Raw genomic sequence first — 18944 nt, 5'->3', positions numbered from 1 at the left:
GTAGTTACGAGAGAGAAGACTGAGCCAACATGGCCACCACTTCACTTGACCTGGCCAAGGTCCGCAACATCGGGATCATGGCCCACATCGACGCGGGCAAGACGACCACCACCGAGCGGATCCTGTACTACACCGGTGTCTCGTACAAGATCGGTGAGGTCCACGACGGCGCAGCCACGATGGACTGGATGGCACAGGAGCAGGAGCGCGGCATCACGATCACGTCTGCCGCGACGACCTGCCACTGGCCGCTCGACGAGGTCGACCACACCATCAACATCATCGACACCCCGGGCCACGTCGACTTCACCGTCGAGGTGGAGCGCTCGCTGCGCGTGCTCGACGGTGCGGTGACGGTGTTCGACGGCGTGGCCGGCGTCGAACCGCAGTCCGAGACCGTGTGGCGCCAGGCCGACCGCTACGGCGTCCCGCGCATCTGCTTCGTCAACAAGCTGGACCGCACGGGCGCCGAGTTCCACCGCTGCGTCGACATGATCACCGACCGGCTGGGCGCGACCCCGCTGGTCATGCAGCTCCCGATCGGCACCGAGGCGGACTTCAAGGGCGTCGTCGACCTGGTCCGGATGAAGGCGTTCGTCTGGTCGCCCGAGGCCAAGCTCGGCGAGGCGTACGACGTCGTCGACATCCCGGAGACCCACCTCGAGGCGGCCGACGAGTGGCGGGGCACGCTGCTCGAAGCCGTCGCCGAGAACGACGAGGAGATGATGGAGCTGTACCTGGAGGGCGAGGAGCCCACCGAGGAGCAGCTCCACGCGGCCGTGCGCCGTATCACCATCAACTCGGGCAAGGGCGGCGGCACGACCGTCACCCCGGTGTTCTGCGGCACCGCGTTCAAGAACAAGGGCGTACAGCCCCTGCTGGACGCGATCGTGCGGTACCTGCCGTCGCCGCTGGACGTCGAGGGCATCGAGGGCCACGCCGTCGGCGACCCGGACGAGGTCATCGTCCGCCGGCCCTCGGAGGAGGAGCCGCTCTCCGCGCTCGCCTTCAAGATCGCCAGCGACCCGCACCTGGGCAAGCTGACGTTCATCCGGGTCTACTCGGGCCGGCTGAACGCCGGCTCGCAGGTGCAGAACTCGGTCAAGGGCCGCAAGGAGCGCATCGGCAAGATCTACCGGATGCACGCCAACAAGCGCGAGGAGATCGACTCGGTGGGTGCCGGCGACATCGTCGCCGTCATGGGTCTGAAGCAGACCACCACCGGCGAGACTCTGAGCGACCCGGCGAAGCCGGTGATCCTGGAGTCCATGGACTTCCCGGCCCCGGTGATCGAGGTCGCCATCGAGCCGAAGTCCAAGGGTGACCAGGAGAAGCTGGGTGTCGCGATCCAGCGCCTCGCCGAGGAGGACCCGTCTTTCCGGGTCAAGACGGACGAGGAGACCGGTCAGACCATCATCTCGGGCATGGGCGAGCTGCACCTGGACGTGCTGGTCGACCGCATGAAGCGCGAGTTCAAGGTCGAGGCGAACGTCGGTAAGCCGCAGGTGGCGTACCGCGAGACGGTCCGCCGGCCGGTGGCGAAGCACGAGTACACGCACAAGAAGCAGACCGGCGGCTCCGGCCAGTTCGCGCGCGTGATCATCGCGCTCGAACCGCTGGAGGGCGACGGCTACGAGTTCGTCAACGAGGTCACCGGCGGCCGCATCCCCAAGGAGTACATCCCCTCGGTGGACGCGGGCAGCCAGGAGGCCATGGAATTCGGCATCCTCGCCGGATACCCGCTGACGGGCGTGCGTGTGCGCCTGCTGGACGGTGCCTACCACGAGGTGGACTCGTCCGAGATGGCCTTCAAGATCGCCGGCTCGATGGCCTTCAAGGAGGCCGCCCGCAAGGCCGCTCCGGTCCTGCTGGAGCCGATGATGAAGGTCGAGGTCACGACGCCCGAGGACTACATGGGTGACGTGATCGGCGACATCAACTCGCGCCGTGGACAGATCCAGTCCATGGAGGACCGGAGCGGTGCCAAGCTGGTCACCGGTCTGGTCCCGCTGTCGGAGATGTTCGGCTACGTCGGCGACCTGCGCAGCAAGACGTCCGGCCGGGCGAGCTACTCCATGCAGTTCGACTCCTACGCCGAGGTTCCCAAGAACGTCGCCGAGGAGATCATCGCGAAGGCCAAGGGCGAGTGAAGCCGTAGGCTGTAGCAAACGGCATACGGGGTATACCGCCGCAGATCCTCCGGGATCTGCGGCGGGAGCCCCGGCCGCCGACCACAGGCGAACGGGTCAAGGGCATCCCCCTAGGGGTCCTGACCGGTTCGGAACGACCACCTGAACCCCTCCGTAGAAGGCGGGGGGCGTACAGCACCAGTCCACAGGAGGACCCCAGTGGCGAAGGCGAAGTTCGAGCGGACTAAGCCGCACGTCAACATCGGCACCATCGGTCACATCGACCACGGCAAGACCACTCTTACCGCGGCGATCACCAAGGTGCTGCACGACGCTTACCCGGACCTGAACGAGGCTTCGGCCTTCGACCAGATCGACAAGGCTCCGGAAGAGAAGCAGCGCGGTATCACGATCTCCATCGCGCACGTCGAGTACCAGACCGAGTCGCGGCACTACGCGCACGTCGACTGCCCCGGTCACGCGGACTACATCAAGAACATGATCACCGGTGCCGCCCAGATGGACGGCGCGATCCTCGTGGTCGCCGCCACCGACGGCCCGATGCCGCAGACCAAGGAGCACGTGCTGCTCGCGCGCCAGGTCGGCGTGCCGTACATCGTCGTCGCGCTGAACAAGGCCGACATGGTGGACGACGAGGAGATCATGGAGCTCGTCGAGCTCGAGGTCCGTGAGCTTCTCTCCGAGTACGAGTTCCCGGGCGACGACGTCCCGGTCGTCAAGGTCTCCGCGCTGAAGGCGCTGGAGGGCGACGCCGAGTGGGGCAAGACCGTCCTCGACCTGATGAAGGCCGTCGACGAGTCCATCCCGGAGCCGGTCCGCGAGATCGACAAGCCGTTCCTGATGCCGATCGAGGACGTCTTCACGATCACCGGTCGTGGAACCGTCGTCACCGGCCGTATCGAGCGCGGCATCCTCAAGGTGAACGAGGAAGTCGCGATCATCGGCATCAAGGAAGAGACGACCAAGACCACGGTCACGGGCATCGAGATGTTCCGCAAGCTGCTGGACGAGGGCCAGGCCGGTGAGAACGTCGGTCTCCTCCTCCGCGGCATCAAGCGCGAGGACGTCGAGCGCGGCCAGGTCATCATCAAGCCGGGCACCGTCACCCCGCACACCGAGTTCGAGGCGACGGCGTACATCCTGTCGAAGGACGAGGGCGGTCGGCACACCCCGTTCTTCAACAACTACCGCCCGCAGTTCTACTTCCGCACCACCGACGTGACCGGCGTCGTGCACCTCCCCGAGGGCACGGAGATGGTCATGCCGGGCGACAACACCGACATGAAGGTGGAGCTGATCCAGCCCATCGCCATGGAGGAGGGCCTGAAGTTCGCCATCCGCGAGGGTGGCCGGACGGTGGGCGCCGGCCAGGTCACGAAGATCCTCAAGTGACCTGACGGCACGCATTCCCGGGGCCCCGGCCCGCCGCAAGGCGGACCGGGGCCTTTGGCGTGGGGCATTGGCGTGGGCGGGAGTGTGCCTGTTCAGGCAACCTGCCTTGGGGGCGGGGGGAGTGGAATTCCATTTGCCTGATGAGAGCGGTGGGGGAATGCGTCGGCGCGGGGAGTTACCCACAGCCCCGAAAGAGGGGGTGGTGAACGTTGCGGCGGCTCCTATAGCGTCGGCTCCCGAACGTATCGTCACCCAACGGGAGTTGATCGTGTCCCCCCGCGTCTTTTCCGCTGCCGCCTTGGCGGCCACTGCCGCGCTGAGCCTGCTGCTGACCGCCTGCGGCAGCGACGAGGACGGCGATGCCAAGCCGGACGACAAGATCCAAGGCGCGGACAAGGGGGAGGAGTCGCCCTCGCCGAGCGCTCCGGAGGAGGCGGCGGGCAGACCGGAGATCAAGCTGCCGGCGGATGTGAAGTACGAGTTCGAGTGGTCGAAGACCGGCGATCCGGACAAGGACGCGGTGCTGCGGGATGGGGAGGGCTACATCAAGGCGATCGATGTGGCCATTGCCGAGCAGGATCCGGCACACGAAGCCGTGGGCTTCTACTCCGAGGGCGAGGCTGCCGCCGAAGCGGAGCGGTACGCCCAACTGTTCGTGGACGAGAAGTCTCGGACGACTGGAACGTACCGCTTCTATGGCGAGCAGGTGGAGATCAACGACGACGGGACCGCCACGCTCATCTACTGCGAAGACCAGGGCAAGGCATACAACAAGTCCTTGGAGACCGGCAAAGTGGCCCACACACCCGTGACCAAGGACAGCTACCTCGTCTACAACACCAAGCTGCGCAAGAACGATGACGGTGTGTGGGTTACTGAGCAGGTCGTATCGGACAGGGGGGCGGCGCAATGCCAGCCGTGAGGTCCTTACGCGGGGTCGTGGTCGCGCTATGCATGTCGGGCGTGCTGGTTGCACAGCCGCTTTCTGCCTTTGCCGATGAGACGCCGGATGGTGCCGACGTCGGCGCGGGAAATGGCGACGATGGTGCACATGCCGACGGGGATGCCGCGGGGCAGGTGCTGCACGCGGAGGCCGGCGGGGTCGTGATCGACGAGTCGGAGAACGGGGCCGGGGGCGGCTCCGGTGGGTCCGGTGGGGCGTTGGAACCGGTGGGGGACTGGTCGCCGCCGCCGTGCTGGTACGCGCCGCTTTACACGCCCAAGCAACTCAAGAAGAAGATGGAGGACATCTGGGCCGCGGAGTCCACCGGGTACCAGTGGGACGCCCAGCAGCGGGACAAGTACGTTAACGGTGGCGATCAGCCCGGTACTTACGAGGACTTCAACATGGCGAAGTCCGACGACGGTTACTGGTGGGACGGCTTTGTCCCGGAGGGCGGCGCAGGGGTCCCTGGCGCGCTGGAGTGCGATGACGGGCCCTTCTGGGTGGACAGGGGCGATCCGCCGCCGGCCCAGTACGAGAATGCCGTCACGCCGGAGATCCTCGCAGGGCTTGCGTACGACCGTATTCGCGTGCCGGACACCGAGATCAGCCTCAAGCCCGACGCGGAGAACGCGCAGAAGGTGAACCTCCCCACCTGGGCCTGGCTGGACGCCGCCACCTTCGAACCCGTCTCGGTCACCGCCGAAGTTCCGGTGCTGCAACTCTGGGCCAGAACCACCGCCACCCCCGTCTCGCTCACCATCGATCCCGGCACCGACGATGCCGAGTTGCATCCCTCCTCGGGCACCTGCCCCATCAACGACGACGGTTCCATCGGCACCCCGTACTCTCCGGGGTCGGCCGAGGAGACTCCGCCGTGCGGGCTGACCTACCTGCGTGCCACGCCGGACGGTGAGACCTATCCGTTCCGGGCCACGATCACCTGGTCCATCGAATGGGAAGGCTCCGGCGACACGGGCGGCGACCTGCCCGACGGTTCCTTCGGCGCGACCACCGAGCTGGAGGTCGACGAGATCCAGTCCATCGTCCGCTGACGCGCGTGAGGAGGGCACGTGAGCGATCTGTACGTGGACATGGAGACCCTCGACCGGGTCCGGCGAAACATCGAGCGCATATCGGAGCTGATGAAGCGGCCGGGCCGGGAGATGGAGGAGGTCGACGGCTGGTCCATGGGCGTGGACGCGCTGGCCCGTCGAATGGATGAGTTCGGGGACGAGTGGTCGTACGGCATCGGGCAGATCGAGAAGTTCTCCGATGCCGCGTCGGAGGCCCTGCTGAAGGTCAAGCAGGAGTTTCGACGGGTGGACGGTGAGCTTGCCGACGCCCTCCCGCGATCGCGCTCCCAGGCCGGCGGGGGACGTGCATGAGTGCGTTACGGCCGGCCGACTTCTCCTCCCTCGGGTTCATGCCCTGCCCGGGGGACCTGCGCGGGGCCGAGAACGTCGCCGGGGTGGTGCGGCGGACGGCGCGGGCGCTGTCGGAGATATCCCACGTGCTGCACGGCACCGGGCCGGGGGACTGGAAGGGAAAGGCGGCGGAGGCGTTCCGCGAGAAGTTCGAGGACGACTTCCGGCCCAAGATGGACGAGGCCCGTGACTCGTTCGGCATGGCCGCCACGGCCCTGGAGGGCTGGGCCGAGTACATGCGTGTCCAGCAGGCGACGGCGCGCCAGTTGGAGCGGGAGGCCGAGGACGCCGAGCGCGAGCTGAGTAACGCACTGCGCCGACTGGACTCGGCCACCGATGACGACGAGCCCTCGGGCAGCGGCTCCCCGGACCGGTACCGGCAAGCCAGCACGGCAGGGGACAAGCCAGATCGGGCCCGCGAGGAGGAGCAGCGCCGGGAGGCGCAGGGCGCGGTCGACGACGCGTCCGTGCGGCTGGAAGACGTACGCCGCCGCGCTCGTTCGCTGGCCGACGACTACCGGGCGGAAGGACACGCGGTCGCGAACCGCCTCCGCGGCGCGATGGAGATCGCCCCGGACGAGCCTGGACTGTTCGACAAGATCGGCGACACCATCAGCGATCTGTCCGGCTCGTTCGGCGAGTACCTGGAGACGGTGACTGAGGGCATCGCCAAGCTCGCGGACGATGTCACCCAGTGGGTGGAGGACCATGCGGCCAACATCGCTGCGGTCGGAGATGTGTTCGCGGCCATCAGCGCAGTTTCCGGGGCTATCTCCGCAGTGCTGTACACCGTTGCCGGGATGACCAAGGTTCCACACCTCGCAGTGGTTGCCGGCGCTTTCGGCAACGTGTCGGCAGGTACGGCAACCGTTGCCCTCGCTGCGCACGGTCTCGCCCGGATTGCAGGGGCCGACGTCTCAGATCGCACGTTGGCGCAGGATGTGGTGGGCGCAATCCCGTTCGGTGCGAACGTGCGGTTTGTGGGGAATACCGGGCGGGCCATTGCAGATAGTCAGCACGCGAGGGGCGCCTCCCTGCTCGGACTGGCTGACTCGTGGGCTGGGCTCGGGGCGAATCCGAAGGTATTTCAAAACTTCGTCCCCGAAGGGAACCGGCAGAAGGCGCAAATGTTTCTCCCCGCCGGGGCCGGCGTCATGCTCGTCGCGGTAGAGAATGCTTGGAATTCTTCCTGACCTGACTGGAGGCGATGAGATATGGATGACAGAGAAATCATCGCCCATTTCGACGGGCGCTCGAGCGTGTCCATCGTAACTGGTGCCGGTTGGGACGCCCCGAAGATGGCCGATGTGGGATACGAATTCGGGTACACGCTTGTTCGCGTTATTCCTGGACGAGGCACAACACGACTTGTCTTCGAGCGCGACGATCGAGAACATGCGCGTCACAGAGCTGAGTGGTCCGTGAATTACTTTCGGACGCATGGAAGGTGGGGGCGTCAGCAACCCCGGTTTCAACTGCCTGAGCACATGGGTCCCCGTATCGAGCCACTGGAAGCGGCATGGGCTCGTTACGCCGTGGCGGCTTTTCGGGACAAGAGGTCACTCTTGCACCTTTCCGCAGTTTTGGCCGCACTGATCGTCATTGTCGTGTGGCCCAATCGCGACAACGCGGCAGTTGTCGCCCCGATCCTACTTGTTGGCGGTCCGCTGGTGCTGGCTGGAGTTATTTCTCCGTGGCTGCCCAGTAAGCGTCTCAGGAGGTATCAGCAGACGGTGGAGACGTTTGAGCTGCAGCAGGCGGTTGAGCGGGGGTTCATTCCGCCCCCGCCGCCCAGTAACGGAGATTGAGGGCGTGTCTCATGGCATTGATGACCTTCGAGGTTCCTGCGGGCTATAGCCGGATACCTGTCGGGCTGACTCTGGCCGAGACCCGTGAGTTTGTGGCCGGCCCTGCGGCTGCGATGGAAGTGGCGGGCGACGAAGCGGAGAACCAAACGCTTCAACTGCACCAGTGGTCCACGGCACTGAGAGCACTCGGCGCCATGTACGCGGGGGCCTACTGGCGCGGGGAGGGGGACCAGTCGCGGTTCGGCATGCTGCTCGTGGCTGCGCAGCCTCTCGCCTACGGCGACGCTCACCTCGCCTCGCGAGGACTCCCGCATGGGCTGCGTGACCCCGAGGACGATGCGACAGCCGCCAAGCCGTTCGACTTGCCCTGCGGGCCGGCGTCCGTCTTCGCACGACAGATCGACCTGCCGGTGGAGGGGGAGCGGTCCGCCGCCGAGGGCGGTGCCGTGGTGCCGGTCGGCGAACTCCAGGCGTACATACCGGTGCCCCGGGAGTTGTCTGGCGGCCGTGAGGAGATCGTCGTGGTCGCCTTCCAGACGCCGGATCTGGACCACTGGGACACGTACGCACAGCACCTCGTGTTCCTGCTGAAGAGCATCAAGTTCGACGAGGAGCCCAGGAGCGACTGAGGGCGGCGGCATCCGGCTCCGGCGGTAGAGCGCGGGAAAAGGGTTTGAGTCGGGCGGTGGGCCGCGGCTACCGTCGTGGTGGACCGTGAAGTCGGCTTGTGGAGGTGAGACCCGTGAACACAGTTACCCATGGGTGCTCCCTCAACCCGTCACGGTCCGGCGGCTGACGTCCGGTGTCGCCAGGAGCGCCTGAGATCGAGGCACTCCTGGAGGGAGACGCCGATGGACGCGAAACCTTTTCTCTCCGGCCTGGGCGACGACGCGGTGACGATCACGCGCGTTGCGGACAGGCAATGGCAGGCACTGGATGACGACCTGGTCGTCGGCAGCGGGTACGCGGAGTACCGGGCCGACGGCCGTTTGTTCGTCGGCATCGACGCCTGGCACGCGGACACCTTCGACCGCATCGCCGCGGCGATGCTGCCGGAGCTGCCCGCGCCGCTGTACACGGTGGTCGACGAAGCCGACACCGGGCTGACGGACGCCTGGCGGCGGGCCGGGTTCACGGTCGGGCGCCGCGAGTGGGAGTACGTCATGCCGACCGACCCGCGGGACACGGGGCTCGACGGCGTACTGCCGCCGGCCGGTGTGACGGTCGTCCCCGCCGGTGAGGCGGACGAGGGCCTGCTGCGGGCGGTGGACCGTACGATCCGGGACGAGGTCGAGGCGGCCGCCGGGTGGTGGCAGTCGATGCCCGCGGAGGTGATCATCCGCCCCGCGGGCGACACCGTCGTCGACCCGTCGAAGTACGCGGTGGCCGCGGGGCCGGACCGCTACCTCGGCCTGATCCGTGTGGTGACGGTGAACCGGTCCCGTGTCGGGCTCGTCGCGGTCCGGGCCGGTGAGCAGCGCCGCGGCATCGCCCGGGCGCTGCTCGCGCACGCGCTCGGGACGCTGCACCACGCGGGGACCACCGCGGCCTGGACCGAGGTCCACGAGTCCAACCGGGCGGCCACGGCGCTGTTCGAGGGCGTCGGCGCCCGGCCGGTGAGCAGCAACCTGGAGCTGGTCCGATGACGAAGGACAAGAACGTCATCGAGGTCGAGGGCCGGGTCGTCGAGTGCCTGCGCAGCGCCATGTTCACCGTGGAGCTGGAGAACGGCCACCGGGTGCTCGCGCACATCAGCGGGAAGATGCGCAAGCACTACATCAGGATCTATCTGGAGGACCGGGTGCTGGTGGAGCTGCCGCCGTACGACCTGGCGCGCGGCCGGATCGTGTTCCGGTACCGCAACTAGCGGGTCGCGGGGCCCCGGTCGTGGCGTTTCCGCGGCCGGGGCCCGGCTACGGTGCGGGGGAGCGGTACGGAAGGGGCACGGGGTGGAGCTGGCCGGGGAGCTGCGGCGTCCGCGGACCGTCGAGGAGGCGGTGGCGGAGCAGCAGCGGTTGCGAGGGCTCGTGCGCGCGGAGTCCGTGCGCGACGCGGCGCGGTGGCGGACGGCGGCCGGGGTCGACGTGGCGTATGACGACGAGGCGGGGGTGTGCGCCGCGGCGGTCGCCGTGCTGGATGTGGCGAGTCTCGACGTGGTCGACTCGGTGACGGCCGTGTCGCGGATCGAGTTCCCGTACGTCCCGGGCCTGCTGGCGTTCCGCGAGATTCCCGCGGTCGCGGCGGCGCTGTCGGGGCTGGCCGGCCCACCGGACGTGTTCGTGTGCGACGGCTACGGCATCGCCCACCCCCGCCGCGTCGGCCTCGCGAGTCACCTGGGGGTGCTGACGGGGATTCCGTCGTTCGGCGTGGCGAAGAACCCCCTGTACTTCCGGTGCGAGGAGCCGGGGGCCGAGCGGGGTTCGTCGGCGCCGCTGCTGGACGGGACGGAGGCGGTGGGGCGCGCTCTTCGTACGCAGCCGGGTGTCAAGCCGGTGTACGTCTCCGCCGGCCACCTGGTCGGGGCGGAGGAGGCGTGCGCGTTCACGCTCGGCCTGGCGAGGCGGTACCGCCTCCCGGAGACAACGAGGGCCGCGGACAAGCTGTGCCGCCGGGCACTGGCCGAAGCCTGACCGGCCGGGACCCCGCCGCCCGGCAGCGCGGCGCCGACGGCCTCGCGCTCGGCGTCGCGGGCGTCGCGGGCGGCGCGGGAGAATTCGATCGGGCGGGGCTGGGGTCGGTGACGGTCGCCCCGCAGCTCCGGTGGCGCGCCCTCGACGTGGAGGCGGCGACCGTGGACGGCTCGGCCCGGCATTGCAGGGTGCACGCGGGGACGGCGGCGGAGCTGGGACGGTGGGCCTTCCCACCCCACCGCACCCTGCGCCGCTACGCCCCCCACACCCACTAGCTGGTCCGGCTGCCGGGTGCCGGCGCCAGTCGCCGCGGGTACCTTCTCCGCGGGCCGATCCCGCCGGGCCCGGCGGCCGACTCGCCCCGCCGACACGCCTCAGTGCTGGATCAGGCCGCCGACCGGGACGGAGGCGACGTGGCCGGTCGCCGGAAGCGTACGAGCCAGGGCGAGGCCGACGTCGACCAGCGATGACCGGCGCAGGTGAGCGACATCGGGAACCGGAGTCCAGACCGCCTCGGCGGTCTCGCCGTTCGGCTCCGGCCGTAGCCGGCCGCCGGTGATGCGCACCCGGTAGAAGACGCCGACGTTCTGGAGCTCCGGTCCGCCCGGGACCGTACGCTCAGCCGCGGGGATCACCCGGGAGTCCACACCCAGCAGGCGCTCGACCACCGCGTCGCAACCGGTCTCCTCGGCGACCTCCCGGATCACCGCGTCCAACGGATCCTCGGCGTGCTCGACCCTGCCGCCCGGGAGGGTCCAGTTGCTCTCGCCCCTCGGCGACACGTGCCGGGCGAGCAGGACCCGTCCGCCTTCTGTGCACACGGCGTACGCCGCCAGCCGCAGGCTCATCCCGGCACCCCCCGGGGACCCTATCCGGGACGTGTGAGCGCGAGTGCGCCGTACACTCCTTCGATGCCTTCCTCCGGCACCGCACCTCGGCGCGCCGGCGTCGAGGCCCTCCTGGCGGGTCTGCATTCCGCACCCGTCCGCGTCGTCGCCTGGGAGCGGCTGGAGCCCTGGGCGGTCGCGCGGGTCACGTTGCGCGGCGAGGCGGTGCCGCGGACCGTCGTGGTCAAGTGGGTACGCGACGGGCCGGGCGAGACCCGCACCGGGTCCTGGCGGCTGCGTACCGAGGTGGGTGCGCTCCGCTTCCTCTCTGACGACCTCGGTCTGGCGCTCGCCCCGCGCGTCGTCGCCGCCGACCTCGCCGCCGGGTTCGTCGTGCTGGAGGACCTGGCGCCGCGCGCCGCCCTCGACGGCCTGCTCCGCCGTGACGGCGCCGCCGGCCACGCCGGCCGGCTGGCCGCGTTCGCCCGTGCGCGCGGCGAACTCAGCGCGTCGACCGCCGGCCACGCCGGCGCGTACCTCCGTCGACGGGCCGCGCTCGGGCCCGTGGACCCGGCGGCGGACTGCGTGGCGGGGTTCGCCCGGCTCCGGGACGGGGCGCCCGTGCAGGCCGCGGCGCTCGGCGTCCCCCTCGCCGGGCGGGCTTTCACCGAATGCGGGGAGGCCCTGGCCGAGTTGACCGATCCCGGCCCGTTCCTGGTGCTCAGCAACGGCGACGCGGAGGCCAACAACGTCCTCGTCCGCGAGTCCGGCCCACCGGACCCCCGCGTCATCGACTTCGAGTCGGCCGGTTACACCCACGCCCTCCTCGACGCCGTCTGTCTGCACGTCCCCGGCCCGGGCTGGATCACCGTCGGCGACCCCGTCGCCGCCGGCCTCGCCGACCAGCACCGCCGCGCCCTCGCCCGCGGGGTGCCCGCGGCCGAGGACGACCGGCGGTACGGACGCGGCCTGGCGGCGGCCTGCTTGTTCTGGGCGACCGCCCGCCTGCAGCGGTTCACCGCGCTCGACGCGCGCGTACGGGGTGACCACGGCCGCGCCCAGCTCGTCGAGACGCTGGAGGCCGCGGCCCGTACCGCCGCGCATCACCGCGCCTTCCCCCACCTCGCCGGCTGGGCCCGCCGCACCGCCGCCCTGCTGCGCCGCCGCTGGCCCGACGCGGACCTGGACTTCACCGACCCGGACGCGTTCCCGCCCTACACGGCGCGCATCCACTGACGTACCGAGGCTCAGCGGGCTCCGGTACGGGTCCTGCGGAAGCTCGCGCGGTACGCGGTGGGCGTCACGCCGACGTGGGCGGCCATGTGCTTGCGCAGCGAATCCGCGCTCCCCAGACCGCTCTTCTCGGCCACCTGGTCCATGGGCAGCCCGGTGGTCTCCAGCAACTCCCGCGCCCGGTGGATCCGCCGCTGCAGCAGCCACTGCAGCGGGCTCAGCCCGGTCTCCGCGCGGAAGCGGCGCGTCAGCGTCCGCACGCTGGTCCGGGCGTGCCGGGCCAGATCCACGAGCGTGAGCGGGAGGTCGAGGCGTTCGAGTGCCCACGCGCGCGTGGGCGCGAGCGACGTGCCGCGTTCGGGCGGCAGCGGCGTCTCGATGAACTGCGACTGACCGCCGGGCCGTACGGGAGGGACGACCGCGAGCCGCGCGACCGTGTGGGCGACCGCCGCGCCGTAGTCGACGCCGACCAGGTGCAGGCAGAGATCGATCGCGGCGGCGGCGCCCGCGGAGGTGTAGATGCCGCCGTCTTCGACGAAGAGGTGGTCGGGCTGCACGTCAACGGCCGGAAAACGGGTGGCGAGATCGCGGGCGAGCCCCCAGTGGGTCGTCGCGCGGCGCCCGTCGAGCAGGCCGGCCTGGGCCAGTACGAACGCTCCCGTGCACAGGGACGCGATCCGTACGCCGCCGGCCGCGGCCTTCCGCAGCGCCTCCAGCACCTCCGCGGGCGCCTCCTCGCCGCCGCTGCCGACCGCGAGCACCGTGTCGGCGCCGTCCAGCCCCTCCAGCCCGTACGGAACGACGATGTCCGGCCCGCCGACGGTGGCCAGCGGCCCGGGCCGTACCGCGCAGACGCGCACCTCGTACTGAGGCACGCTGCCGAAGATCATGAGCGGGATCGAGACGTCGAAACTCAGCACCGGCTGCACGGTGACCGCGGCGATGCGGTGCATGGCCTGAACCTCCGGACACTTGGCATTCCGGCCACTATCGTACGAGGCCACGCCCCGGCACCGTCGTCCGCATGACAACTCATGTGATCGTGGGGCGCGGAGCCACCGCCTCGAAGACCGCCCTCCTGCTGGCCGAGGACGGCGAACGGGTACGGATGCTCAGCCGCACCGGCGGCGGCCCCGACCACCCGCTCGTCGAGAGGATCGCCGCGGACGCGACGGACACCGACCGGCTCACCGAGCTGACGGAGGGCGCGGACACCCTCTTCACCACCGCGGCGCCGCCGTACCACCTGTGGCCGGAGCAGTTCCCCGTCCTGTCGGCGTCGCTGCTGAGCGCGGTGCGGCGGACGGGGGCCGCGTACGTCATGCTCGGCAACCTCTACGCGTACGGGCCGGTGGCCGGCCCGATCACCCCGCACTTCCCGCTCGCCGCGACGGGCCCCAAGGGCCGCGCCAGGGCGCGCGTCTGGGAGGAGGCCGCCGCCTCGGGGGTGAAGGTCACGGAGGTACGCGCCGCCCAGTTCTACGGCGCCGGCGCCTTCTCCGTGTTCAGCCTCTTCGTGCAGCGGCAGACCCTGGAGGGCAGGCCGGCCCTGGTGCCGCAACCCCTCGACGTGCCCCACAGCTACTCGGCGATCGCGGACACCGCCCGCACGCTGGTCGCGGCGAGCCGCGACGAGCGCTCCTACGGCCGGGCCTGGCACGCACCGACCTCGACGCTGTCCGTACGCGAACTGGCCACGCGCCTCGCCGCACTTGCCGGGGCACCGGAGCCCCGTATGGAGGAACTGACCGAACGCGACATCAGCCTGCTCGCGCTCACGGCTCCTTTCTGGGCGGAAATGCACGAGGTGCTCGAAAAGCCCGGTCACCCGTACGTCATCGACTACTCCGAGACCGAGAAGACCTTCGGCGTGACCGCCACCCCGGCGGACGACGTGTTGGGGGAGGTGGTGTAGCCGGGGTGCTGAGCGCCCCCGCCACCGCCGCCGCCGGGAGGATGCGGGGGCGGGGGCGGGGGCAGGGGGCAGGGGGCAGGGGGCAGGGCGGCGCGGGGGCGACGTACCGGCGATCGGGTACTTCCCGCGTACTTCCCGCGTACGTCCCTGGGCGGATTGACCGTCCGCGTGAATCCGATTGCTGCTTCGCGGCCCGGTGCGCACCCTGCGTGGATGCGCTTCTCCGTCAACATCCCGAACTTCGGTGACTTCGCCGATCCCCGCAACGTCGCCACCGTGGCCGCCGCCGCCGAACAGGCCCGGTGGGACGGGCTCTTCGTCTGGGACCACGTCCTGCACCGCCGCCACCGGGGCCGCCCCTTCGGCGACCCCTGGATGCTGCTCACCGCCGCCGCCCTGGCGACCTCCCGGATCCGGCTGGGCCCTCTGCTGACGCCCGTACCCCGCTACCGCCCGCAGCAACTCGCCCGCCAAGTCGCCACCCTGGACCACCTCAGCGGTGGCCGCGTGATCTTCGGGGCGGGCCTGGGCGGACCCGTCGAGGACGAGTACCGCAGCTTCGGCGACACCGCCGAGGCGCGTGTGCTCGGCGAGCGGCTGGACGAGGGCCTGGACCTGCTCCAGCGCTTCTGGTCCGGCGAACCGGTGACCCACCGCGGTCCACACTACGAGGCCCACGACGTCACCCTGCTACCGCCAACCGTGCAGCAGCCCCGGCCGCCGGTGTGGATCGGCGGGTTCTGGCCGCGGCGCCCGCCGATGCGGCGGGCGGCGCGGTGGGATGGGGCGGTGCCGCTGTTCGAGACAGCGCGGCACGGTCATGTGCCGGATCTGGCCGAGGTGCGGGATCTCTTCGCGTACGTGCGTGAACACCGCGCGGCGGCGGAGGCCGGGGGCGGCGGCGGGGCTGGGGCTGGTGCTGGGGCCGAGCGGCCCTTCGAGTTCGTCCTCGGCGGGGCCACGTCGCCGGATGCGGGGAAGGCCAGGGACGTGATCGGCCCGCTGCACGACGCCGGCGCGACGTGGTGGGACGAACGGCAAGTCCAGACCGGCCCCGACCTGGATCGCCTGTCCGCGGTACTGCGCCGGGTAGAGGCGGGCCCGCCGGTGCTCGGGTAACGGGTTGCGGGAGCCGGGAGCCGGGAGCCGGGAGCCGGGGGCCGGGAGCCGGGAGCCGGGAGCCGGGGGTTGAGGGCCAGGAGCCGGGAGCCGGGGGTCGAGGGCCAGGAGCCAGGAGCCGGGAGCTGAAGGCCGGGGGTCGAGGGCTAGGAGCCGGGGCCGGGAGCCGGGAGCCCGGGGGCCGGGAGCGGAGCCGGGGGCCGGGAGCCGGAGCCGGGGGCCGGAGGCGGGTGCGGGTTGCGTACGTGCCGAGGGCGCCGCGCTCTTCTGCCCGACCCATCTCCCCGCACGCCCGCCCAAGGGTATGCGTGTGCTGTGACAACGCACCCGGGTCACGGGCATCGTGGGCGAGCGTGGCCCGGGTGCGGGGGTACGGTGCCGGGCGGGCGCCGCTGCGTAGGGCGAGTCGGCTTCGGGGGTACGGCTCCGGGCGTGCCCTCGTTCGTGGGGTGGGCCGGTGGACGGGGGGGCGTGTCGGGGTGGGCCTGTGTCGCGAGGTCTCCCCCCGGGCCACCCCGCGCTTGAGTGTGCGGGCCTGCGTCCGCCGTCAAGGGCGTTCCCTCCGCTTCGCTGCGGGAACGTCGCTACGCGATGGGCTGCGCCCACCCTTGACACCGGACTCCGGCCCGTAAAAGACCGGCAGCTAAGGGTGGCCCGGGGGGAGCGGGCACCCTCGAACGCAGGCTACGAAGGAGAACCCGGCCGACGGGGGCGGGCTCTCGGAGCCGGGCCTGCCCAGATCGCCGGATGGCCCCGGTAGCGGAGGGCCGGACCACCGGAAACGGGCCCGCCCGGTCGCCGACGGCCCCGGCAGGCGGGGGCCGGAGGCCGGTGGAGGGCCCGCCCTGATCGCGGATGGGCGCTGTTACGGGGGAGGCTCGGGTGCCGTGGGGCGTCGCGTGGGGACAGTGGGCCGGCGAGTGGCGTGCGGCGTTGGGCGGGTGGCGGCGCTGCCCTGGACGTGGGTGCGCGTCGCTGGGCGAAAGTCGGTTTGTGAGGGTGATTTGCCCCGATTCTTGAGGGGTGTTACCGCGAGTTACGGCCGGATTTCTCCGCCAGGGTGCTGCGGACTGTCCGGTGGGGTCGGGAAGCGGGCTGAGTGCGTGCGGATCGGCGAAAGTCGGTCCGTGCGGGCGATTTGCCCCGCTTCTCGGGGGGTGTTACCCCGAGTTCGTGTCGTTTTCGTTCGGTCGGGGCGGTCGTCGGCGCGCCTGTGTCGGGTGTTGTGTCTCGGTGGGTGAAGGTCCGGCTCCGGTGTTCGGTGGCCCGGTTCCGGTGCGAGCCCGTTGGGCGGCTTGTCCGCGAGGGGGGTGGTCTCGCCGCGGTGTCGGCCCCCGTCCGCCGGGTGCCGATACGTAGGGCGTTCGACGGGGTGCCGCTCCCCCCGGGCCACTCATAGCCGCCGGTCTTTACGGGCCGGAGTCCGGTGTCAAGGGTGGGCGCAGCCCATCGCGTAGCGACGCTCCCGGAGCGAAGCGGAGGGGGCGCCCTTGACGCCGGACGGAGGCCCGCATCATCAGGAGATGGGTGGCCCGGGGGGTGCCCATGCGACGCCGGCAAACCCCGACGCCGCCCCCTCCGACGCCGGGTTGGTGGCGTTACAGCAGGTGGTCCGCCTTGCCGGCCTTGATGTCGCGGATGAGCGTGCGGAGGGCTTCGATGGAGTCGGTGACCCTGTGCTCCTCGCTGCCTGCCACGGCGATGTGCGCGTTCCCTTCCGCGTCCGTGCCTATGCGGAAGCACGCGTTGCCTTCGCCGCAGTACGGGTCTTCCCAGTCGATGGTGCTGGGCATGGTTACCTCGTTTCAGAGTTGGCTTGCGATCTCATGGATGAAGTCACGGGACTCGTCTGCGGGCAGGGCCGCGTCTTCTTGTCGGTCCAGTTGCGCTCGGTACTTCGCGAGCTGTCCGTCCGCGTGCAGGAAGTCCGGTCCGTGTGAGTTGTCGATCTGCACGGTGTCGAGTTGTGGGACCGGGCCCTCGGCGTAGAGGACGTTCTGACCGGCGCCGGGGAACGACCCCCGATCGAACGGGATCACCCGGATGGTGACCTTCTCCCGCTCGGACATGCCGAGCAGGTGCTCCAACTGTGCACGGGCGACCAACCGGCCGCCGAACTGCATGCGCAGGGCCGCTTCGTGTACGACTGCGACGTAGTCGGGCGGGTTGGCGCTGAGGAGTACCTGTTGGCGTTTGGCGCGGTGGGCGAGTCGGAGGCCGACCTCGTCCTCCGGCAGGGGTGGCATGACCTCGCGGAAGACGGCGAGGGCGTGGTCCGACGTCTGTAGCAGGCCCGGGACGTGCACAGTCGTTCCGATACGCATCCGGCCGGCGTGCGCCTCCAGCTCCGCGATGTCCAGGAGCCCGGGCGGGAGACTGCCGCGGTACCGTTCCCACCAGCCCTTCTCGCCTGGCTGGGCCATCGCGACCAGGGCCTCGACGTACCTCTCGTCGGTGCAGTGGCAGTTGCAGGCCAGAGTGCGCAGCCGCTCGGGTGTGATGGTGCGCTGGCCGGACTCCATGTAGGAGATTTTTCCGCTGTCCAGTCCCAGTAATCCGGCGGCGTACGTGGTGGACATCCCCGCCGACGTACGGATCTTCCGCACCTCGCTGCCCAGGCGCTGCTGTCGCTGGGTTGGTGTCTTCCTGATGGCCATGTCCGTGCCTCCTACGGAAAGGAGAGAACCTCCGAGAGGAGGTAGTAATTCTGCCAACCTATGACTACTCTCGGTTGTGCGCAAGGTACTCACAGCAACGCCGGAAGCGCACCGCGCGAGCATGCCCGCTCTCCCTGGGGTGGGCGTGCTCGCGCCCCAGGGAGGCAGGCCACTGGCGCGTCCACGACCAACCCCGGCTCAGGAGTCCGCCATGACCCCATGCCTCCGCCACTCCGTTCCATCCACCCCACCCACCTCGCCCGCCCCGCCCATCCCGCCCCTCCCCGTCCGCTGGGCCTTCCCGCCGACGCCCGCTCCGTCCCCCGCGCCCGCCGGGCCGTCCTCGACGCCCTGCCCGACCCCCACCGCCCCCGCCTCGGCGGCGACCTTCAGCTCCTCGCCTCCGAACTCGTCACCAACGCCGTACGTCACGGCACCCGGCCCGCCGAGGACCATCTCGTCGAACTCCTCCTCTGGCCCGCCGACGGCCACTACTGGCTCGCCGTCTCCGATCCCGGCCCCGGTGCGCCCGTTCTCTCTCCCACCGACGCATCCGACGCATCTGCCTGCGGCGGTCGCGGGCTCCTCCTCGTCGACGCTCTCTCCGCCGTCTGGGGTGTCGTCCCCCGCCGGGTCCGCGGGAAGGCCGTCGTCGCCGGGCTCCGGCTCGACACCGGCGACCACGCCCCCGATGACCACGCCCCCCAATGACCACGACCCCCCGTGACTAGGACCGCCCCCCTGGATACGACTCTGAGTACGAGCGGGAGGGGCACACATGGCGCGTGCGGAGTTCCCGGGCGGGCACGGGCACGGGGACGGGCGGCGGGCGGGGAGTCCGTC

Annotated in this window: 19 protein-coding genes; 15 read left to right on the top strand and 4 right to left on the bottom strand. The window is 70.5% G+C overall.

What is annotated here, in order from left to right; all coding sequences use genetic code 11:
* Positions 1-29 precede the first annotated feature (29 nt).
* The 11 genes from fusA (at position 30) to O7599_RS15095 (ending at position 10625) form a co-directional block, all read left to right on the top strand.
* On the top strand, positions 30-2150 hold the full coding sequence (fusA, locus tag O7599_RS15145) for an elongation factor G (protein ID WP_281622678.1): 2121 nt from the start codon (positions 30-32) through the stop codon (positions 2148-2150).
* Positions 2151-2348: 198 nt separating this feature from the next.
* Positions 2349-3542 (top strand): elongation factor Tu, encoded by a 1194-nt coding sequence (gene tuf / locus O7599_RS15140; protein WP_018834867.1) that lies wholly within the window; start codon positions 2349-2351, stop codon positions 3540-3542.
* 202 nt (positions 3543-3744) lie between these two features.
* Positions 3745-4464, top strand: coding sequence for a hypothetical protein (locus tag O7599_RS15135; RefSeq protein WP_281622677.1), 720 nt, complete (start codon positions 3745-3747; stop codon positions 4462-4464).
* Positions 4452-5540 carry a hypothetical protein gene (locus O7599_RS15130; RefSeq protein ID WP_281622676.1) on the top strand — a complete coding sequence of 363 codons (1089 nt, stop codon included), beginning with the start codon at positions 4452-4454 and terminating at the stop codon, positions 5538-5540. Before O7599_RS15135 ends, O7599_RS15130 begins: the two co-directional genes overlap by 13 nt.
* An 18-nt stretch (positions 5541-5558) precedes the next feature.
* A complete protein-coding gene (locus O7599_RS15125; RefSeq protein ID WP_281622675.1) occupies positions 5559-5873 on the top strand; it encodes a hypothetical protein in 315 nt (104 codons plus the stop codon).
* The gene (locus O7599_RS15120; RefSeq protein WP_281622674.1) at positions 5870-7105 is read left to right on the top strand and encodes a putative T7SS-secreted protein; all 1236 of its coding nucleotides are present in this window, start codon (positions 5870-5872) and stop codon (positions 7103-7105) included. Before O7599_RS15125 ends, O7599_RS15120 begins: the two co-directional genes overlap by 4 nt.
* A 626-nt stretch (positions 7106-7731) precedes the next feature.
* Positions 7732-8349, top strand: coding sequence for a hypothetical protein (locus tag O7599_RS15115; RefSeq protein ID WP_281622673.1), 618 nt, complete (start codon positions 7732-7734; stop codon positions 8347-8349).
* A gap of 222 nt (positions 8350-8571) precedes the next feature.
* Entirely contained in the window at positions 8572-9366 is a 795-nt protein-coding gene (locus O7599_RS15110) for a GNAT family N-acetyltransferase (protein ID WP_281622672.1), read from the top strand.
* A complete protein-coding gene (gene infA, locus O7599_RS15105) occupies positions 9363-9587 on the top strand; it encodes a translation initiation factor IF-1 (RefSeq protein ID WP_281622671.1) in 225 nt (74 codons plus the stop codon). The genes O7599_RS15110 and infA overlap by 4 nt, the downstream gene beginning before the upstream one ends.
* Before the next feature lie 82 nt (positions 9588-9669).
* Positions 9670-10350, top strand: coding sequence for an endonuclease V (locus O7599_RS15100; RefSeq protein ID WP_281622670.1), 681 nt, complete (start codon positions 9670-9672; stop codon positions 10348-10350).
* The gene (locus O7599_RS15095) at positions 10323-10625 is read left to right on the top strand and encodes a hypothetical protein (RefSeq protein WP_281622669.1); all 303 of its coding nucleotides are present in this window, start codon (positions 10323-10325) and stop codon (positions 10623-10625) included. Before O7599_RS15100 ends, O7599_RS15095 begins: the two co-directional genes overlap by 28 nt.
* A gap of 99 nt (positions 10626-10724) precedes the next feature.
* Here O7599_RS15095 and O7599_RS15090 read toward each other — a convergent pair whose 3' ends face one another.
* Positions 10725-11198: an NUDIX domain-containing protein gene (locus tag O7599_RS15090; RefSeq protein WP_281622668.1), complete on the bottom strand. Its 474-nt coding sequence runs from the start codon at positions 11196-11198 to the stop codon at positions 10725-10727.
* Between the two features lie 63 nt (positions 11199-11261).
* Here O7599_RS15090 and O7599_RS15085 point away from each other — a divergent pair, with 63 nt between their 5' ends.
* Entirely contained in the window at positions 11262-12413 is a 1152-nt protein-coding gene (locus tag O7599_RS15085; protein WP_281622667.1) for a hypothetical protein, read from the top strand.
* 11 nt (positions 12414-12424) lie between these two features.
* Here O7599_RS15085 and O7599_RS15080 read toward each other — a convergent pair whose 3' ends face one another.
* On the bottom strand, positions 12425-13363 hold the full coding sequence (locus O7599_RS15080; protein WP_281622666.1) for a helix-turn-helix domain-containing protein: 939 nt from the start codon (positions 13361-13363) through the stop codon (positions 12425-12427).
* Positions 13364-13434: 71 nt separating this feature from the next.
* Here O7599_RS15080 and O7599_RS15075 point away from each other — a divergent pair, with 71 nt between their 5' ends.
* Together O7599_RS15075 and O7599_RS15070 are read left to right on the top strand one after the other, a co-directional pair.
* Positions 13435-14325 (top strand): NAD-dependent epimerase, encoded by an 891-nt coding sequence (locus tag O7599_RS15075; protein WP_281622665.1) that lies wholly within the window; start codon positions 13435-13437, stop codon positions 14323-14325.
* 213 nt (positions 14326-14538) lie between these two features.
* Positions 14539-15444, top strand: a complete 906-nt coding sequence (locus O7599_RS15070; protein WP_281622664.1) for an LLM class flavin-dependent oxidoreductase — start codon at positions 14539-14541, stop codon at positions 15442-15444.
* A 1598-nt stretch (positions 15445-17042) separates the two neighbouring features.
* Here the strand turns inward: O7599_RS15070 and O7599_RS15065 are convergent.
* Both O7599_RS15065 and O7599_RS15060 read right to left on the bottom strand, forming a co-directional pair.
* Positions 17043-17237 carry a hypothetical protein gene (locus O7599_RS15065; RefSeq protein WP_281622663.1) on the bottom strand — a complete coding sequence of 65 codons (195 nt, stop codon included), beginning with the start codon at positions 17235-17237 and terminating at the stop codon, positions 17043-17045.
* Between the two features lie 12 nt (positions 17238-17249).
* Positions 17250-18101: a helix-turn-helix transcriptional regulator gene (locus O7599_RS15060; protein WP_281622662.1), complete on the bottom strand. Its 852-nt coding sequence runs from the start codon at positions 18099-18101 to the stop codon at positions 17250-17252.
* A 219-nt stretch (positions 18102-18320) separates the two neighbouring features.
* Here O7599_RS15060 and O7599_RS15055 point away from each other — a divergent pair, with 219 nt between their 5' ends.
* Complete coding sequence (locus O7599_RS15055; protein WP_281622661.1) at positions 18321-18812, top strand: ATP-binding protein; 492 nt, start codon at positions 18321-18323, stop codon at positions 18810-18812.
* Positions 18813-18944: the final 132 nt, after the last annotated feature.

Source organism: Streptomyces sp. WMMC500 (genome assembly GCF_027497195.1).
GTDB lineage: Bacteria > Actinomycetota > Actinomycetes > Streptomycetales > Streptomycetaceae > Streptomyces.
The sequence above is the reverse complement of the archived record's forward strand: the minus strand, read 5'-3'. Positions and strand labels throughout refer to the sequence as shown.

Excerpts from the sequence above, each read along its gene's own strand:
- O7599_RS15055 (WP_281622661.1), top strand. The coding sequence starts at position 18,321 with ATGCCTCCGCCACTCCGTTCCATCCACCCCACCCACCTCGCCCGCCCC.
- O7599_RS15090 (WP_281622668.1), bottom strand. The coding sequence starts at position 11,198 with ATGAGCCTGCGGCTGGCGGCGTACGCCGTGTGCACAGAAGGCGGACGG.
- O7599_RS15070 (WP_281622664.1), top strand. The coding sequence starts at position 14,539 with ATGCGCTTCTCCGTCAACATCCCGAACTTCGGTGACTTCGCCGATCCC.
- infA (WP_281622671.1), top strand. The coding sequence starts at position 9,363 with ATGACGAAGGACAAGAACGTCATCGAGGTCGAGGGCCGGGTCGTCGAG.
- fusA (WP_281622678.1), top strand. The coding sequence starts at position 30 with ATGGCCACCACTTCACTTGACCTGGCCAAGGTCCGCAACATCGGGATC.
- O7599_RS15075 (WP_281622665.1), top strand. The coding sequence starts at position 13,435 with ATGACAACTCATGTGATCGTGGGGCGCGGAGCCACCGCCTCGAAGACC.
- O7599_RS15065 (WP_281622663.1), bottom strand. The coding sequence starts at position 17,237 with ATGCCCAGCACCATCGACTGGGAAGACCCGTACTGCGGCGAAGGCAAC.
- O7599_RS15120 (WP_281622674.1), top strand. The coding sequence starts at position 5,870 with ATGAGTGCGTTACGGCCGGCCGACTTCTCCTCCCTCGGGTTCATGCCC.
- O7599_RS15115 (WP_281622673.1), top strand. The coding sequence starts at position 7,732 with ATGGCATTGATGACCTTCGAGGTTCCTGCGGGCTATAGCCGGATACCT.
- O7599_RS15060 (WP_281622662.1), bottom strand. The coding sequence starts at position 18,101 with ATGGCCATCAGGAAGACACCAACCCAGCGACAGCAGCGCCTGGGCAGC.
- O7599_RS15080 (WP_281622666.1), bottom strand. The coding sequence starts at position 13,363 with ATGCACCGCATCGCCGCGGTCACCGTGCAGCCGGTGCTGAGTTTCGAC.
- O7599_RS15130 (WP_281622676.1), top strand. The coding sequence starts at position 4,452 with ATGCCAGCCGTGAGGTCCTTACGCGGGGTCGTGGTCGCGCTATGCATG.
- O7599_RS15110 (WP_281622672.1), top strand. The coding sequence starts at position 8,572 with ATGGACGCGAAACCTTTTCTCTCCGGCCTGGGCGACGACGCGGTGACG.
- O7599_RS15085 (WP_281622667.1), top strand. The coding sequence starts at position 11,262 with ATGCCTTCCTCCGGCACCGCACCTCGGCGCGCCGGCGTCGAGGCCCTC.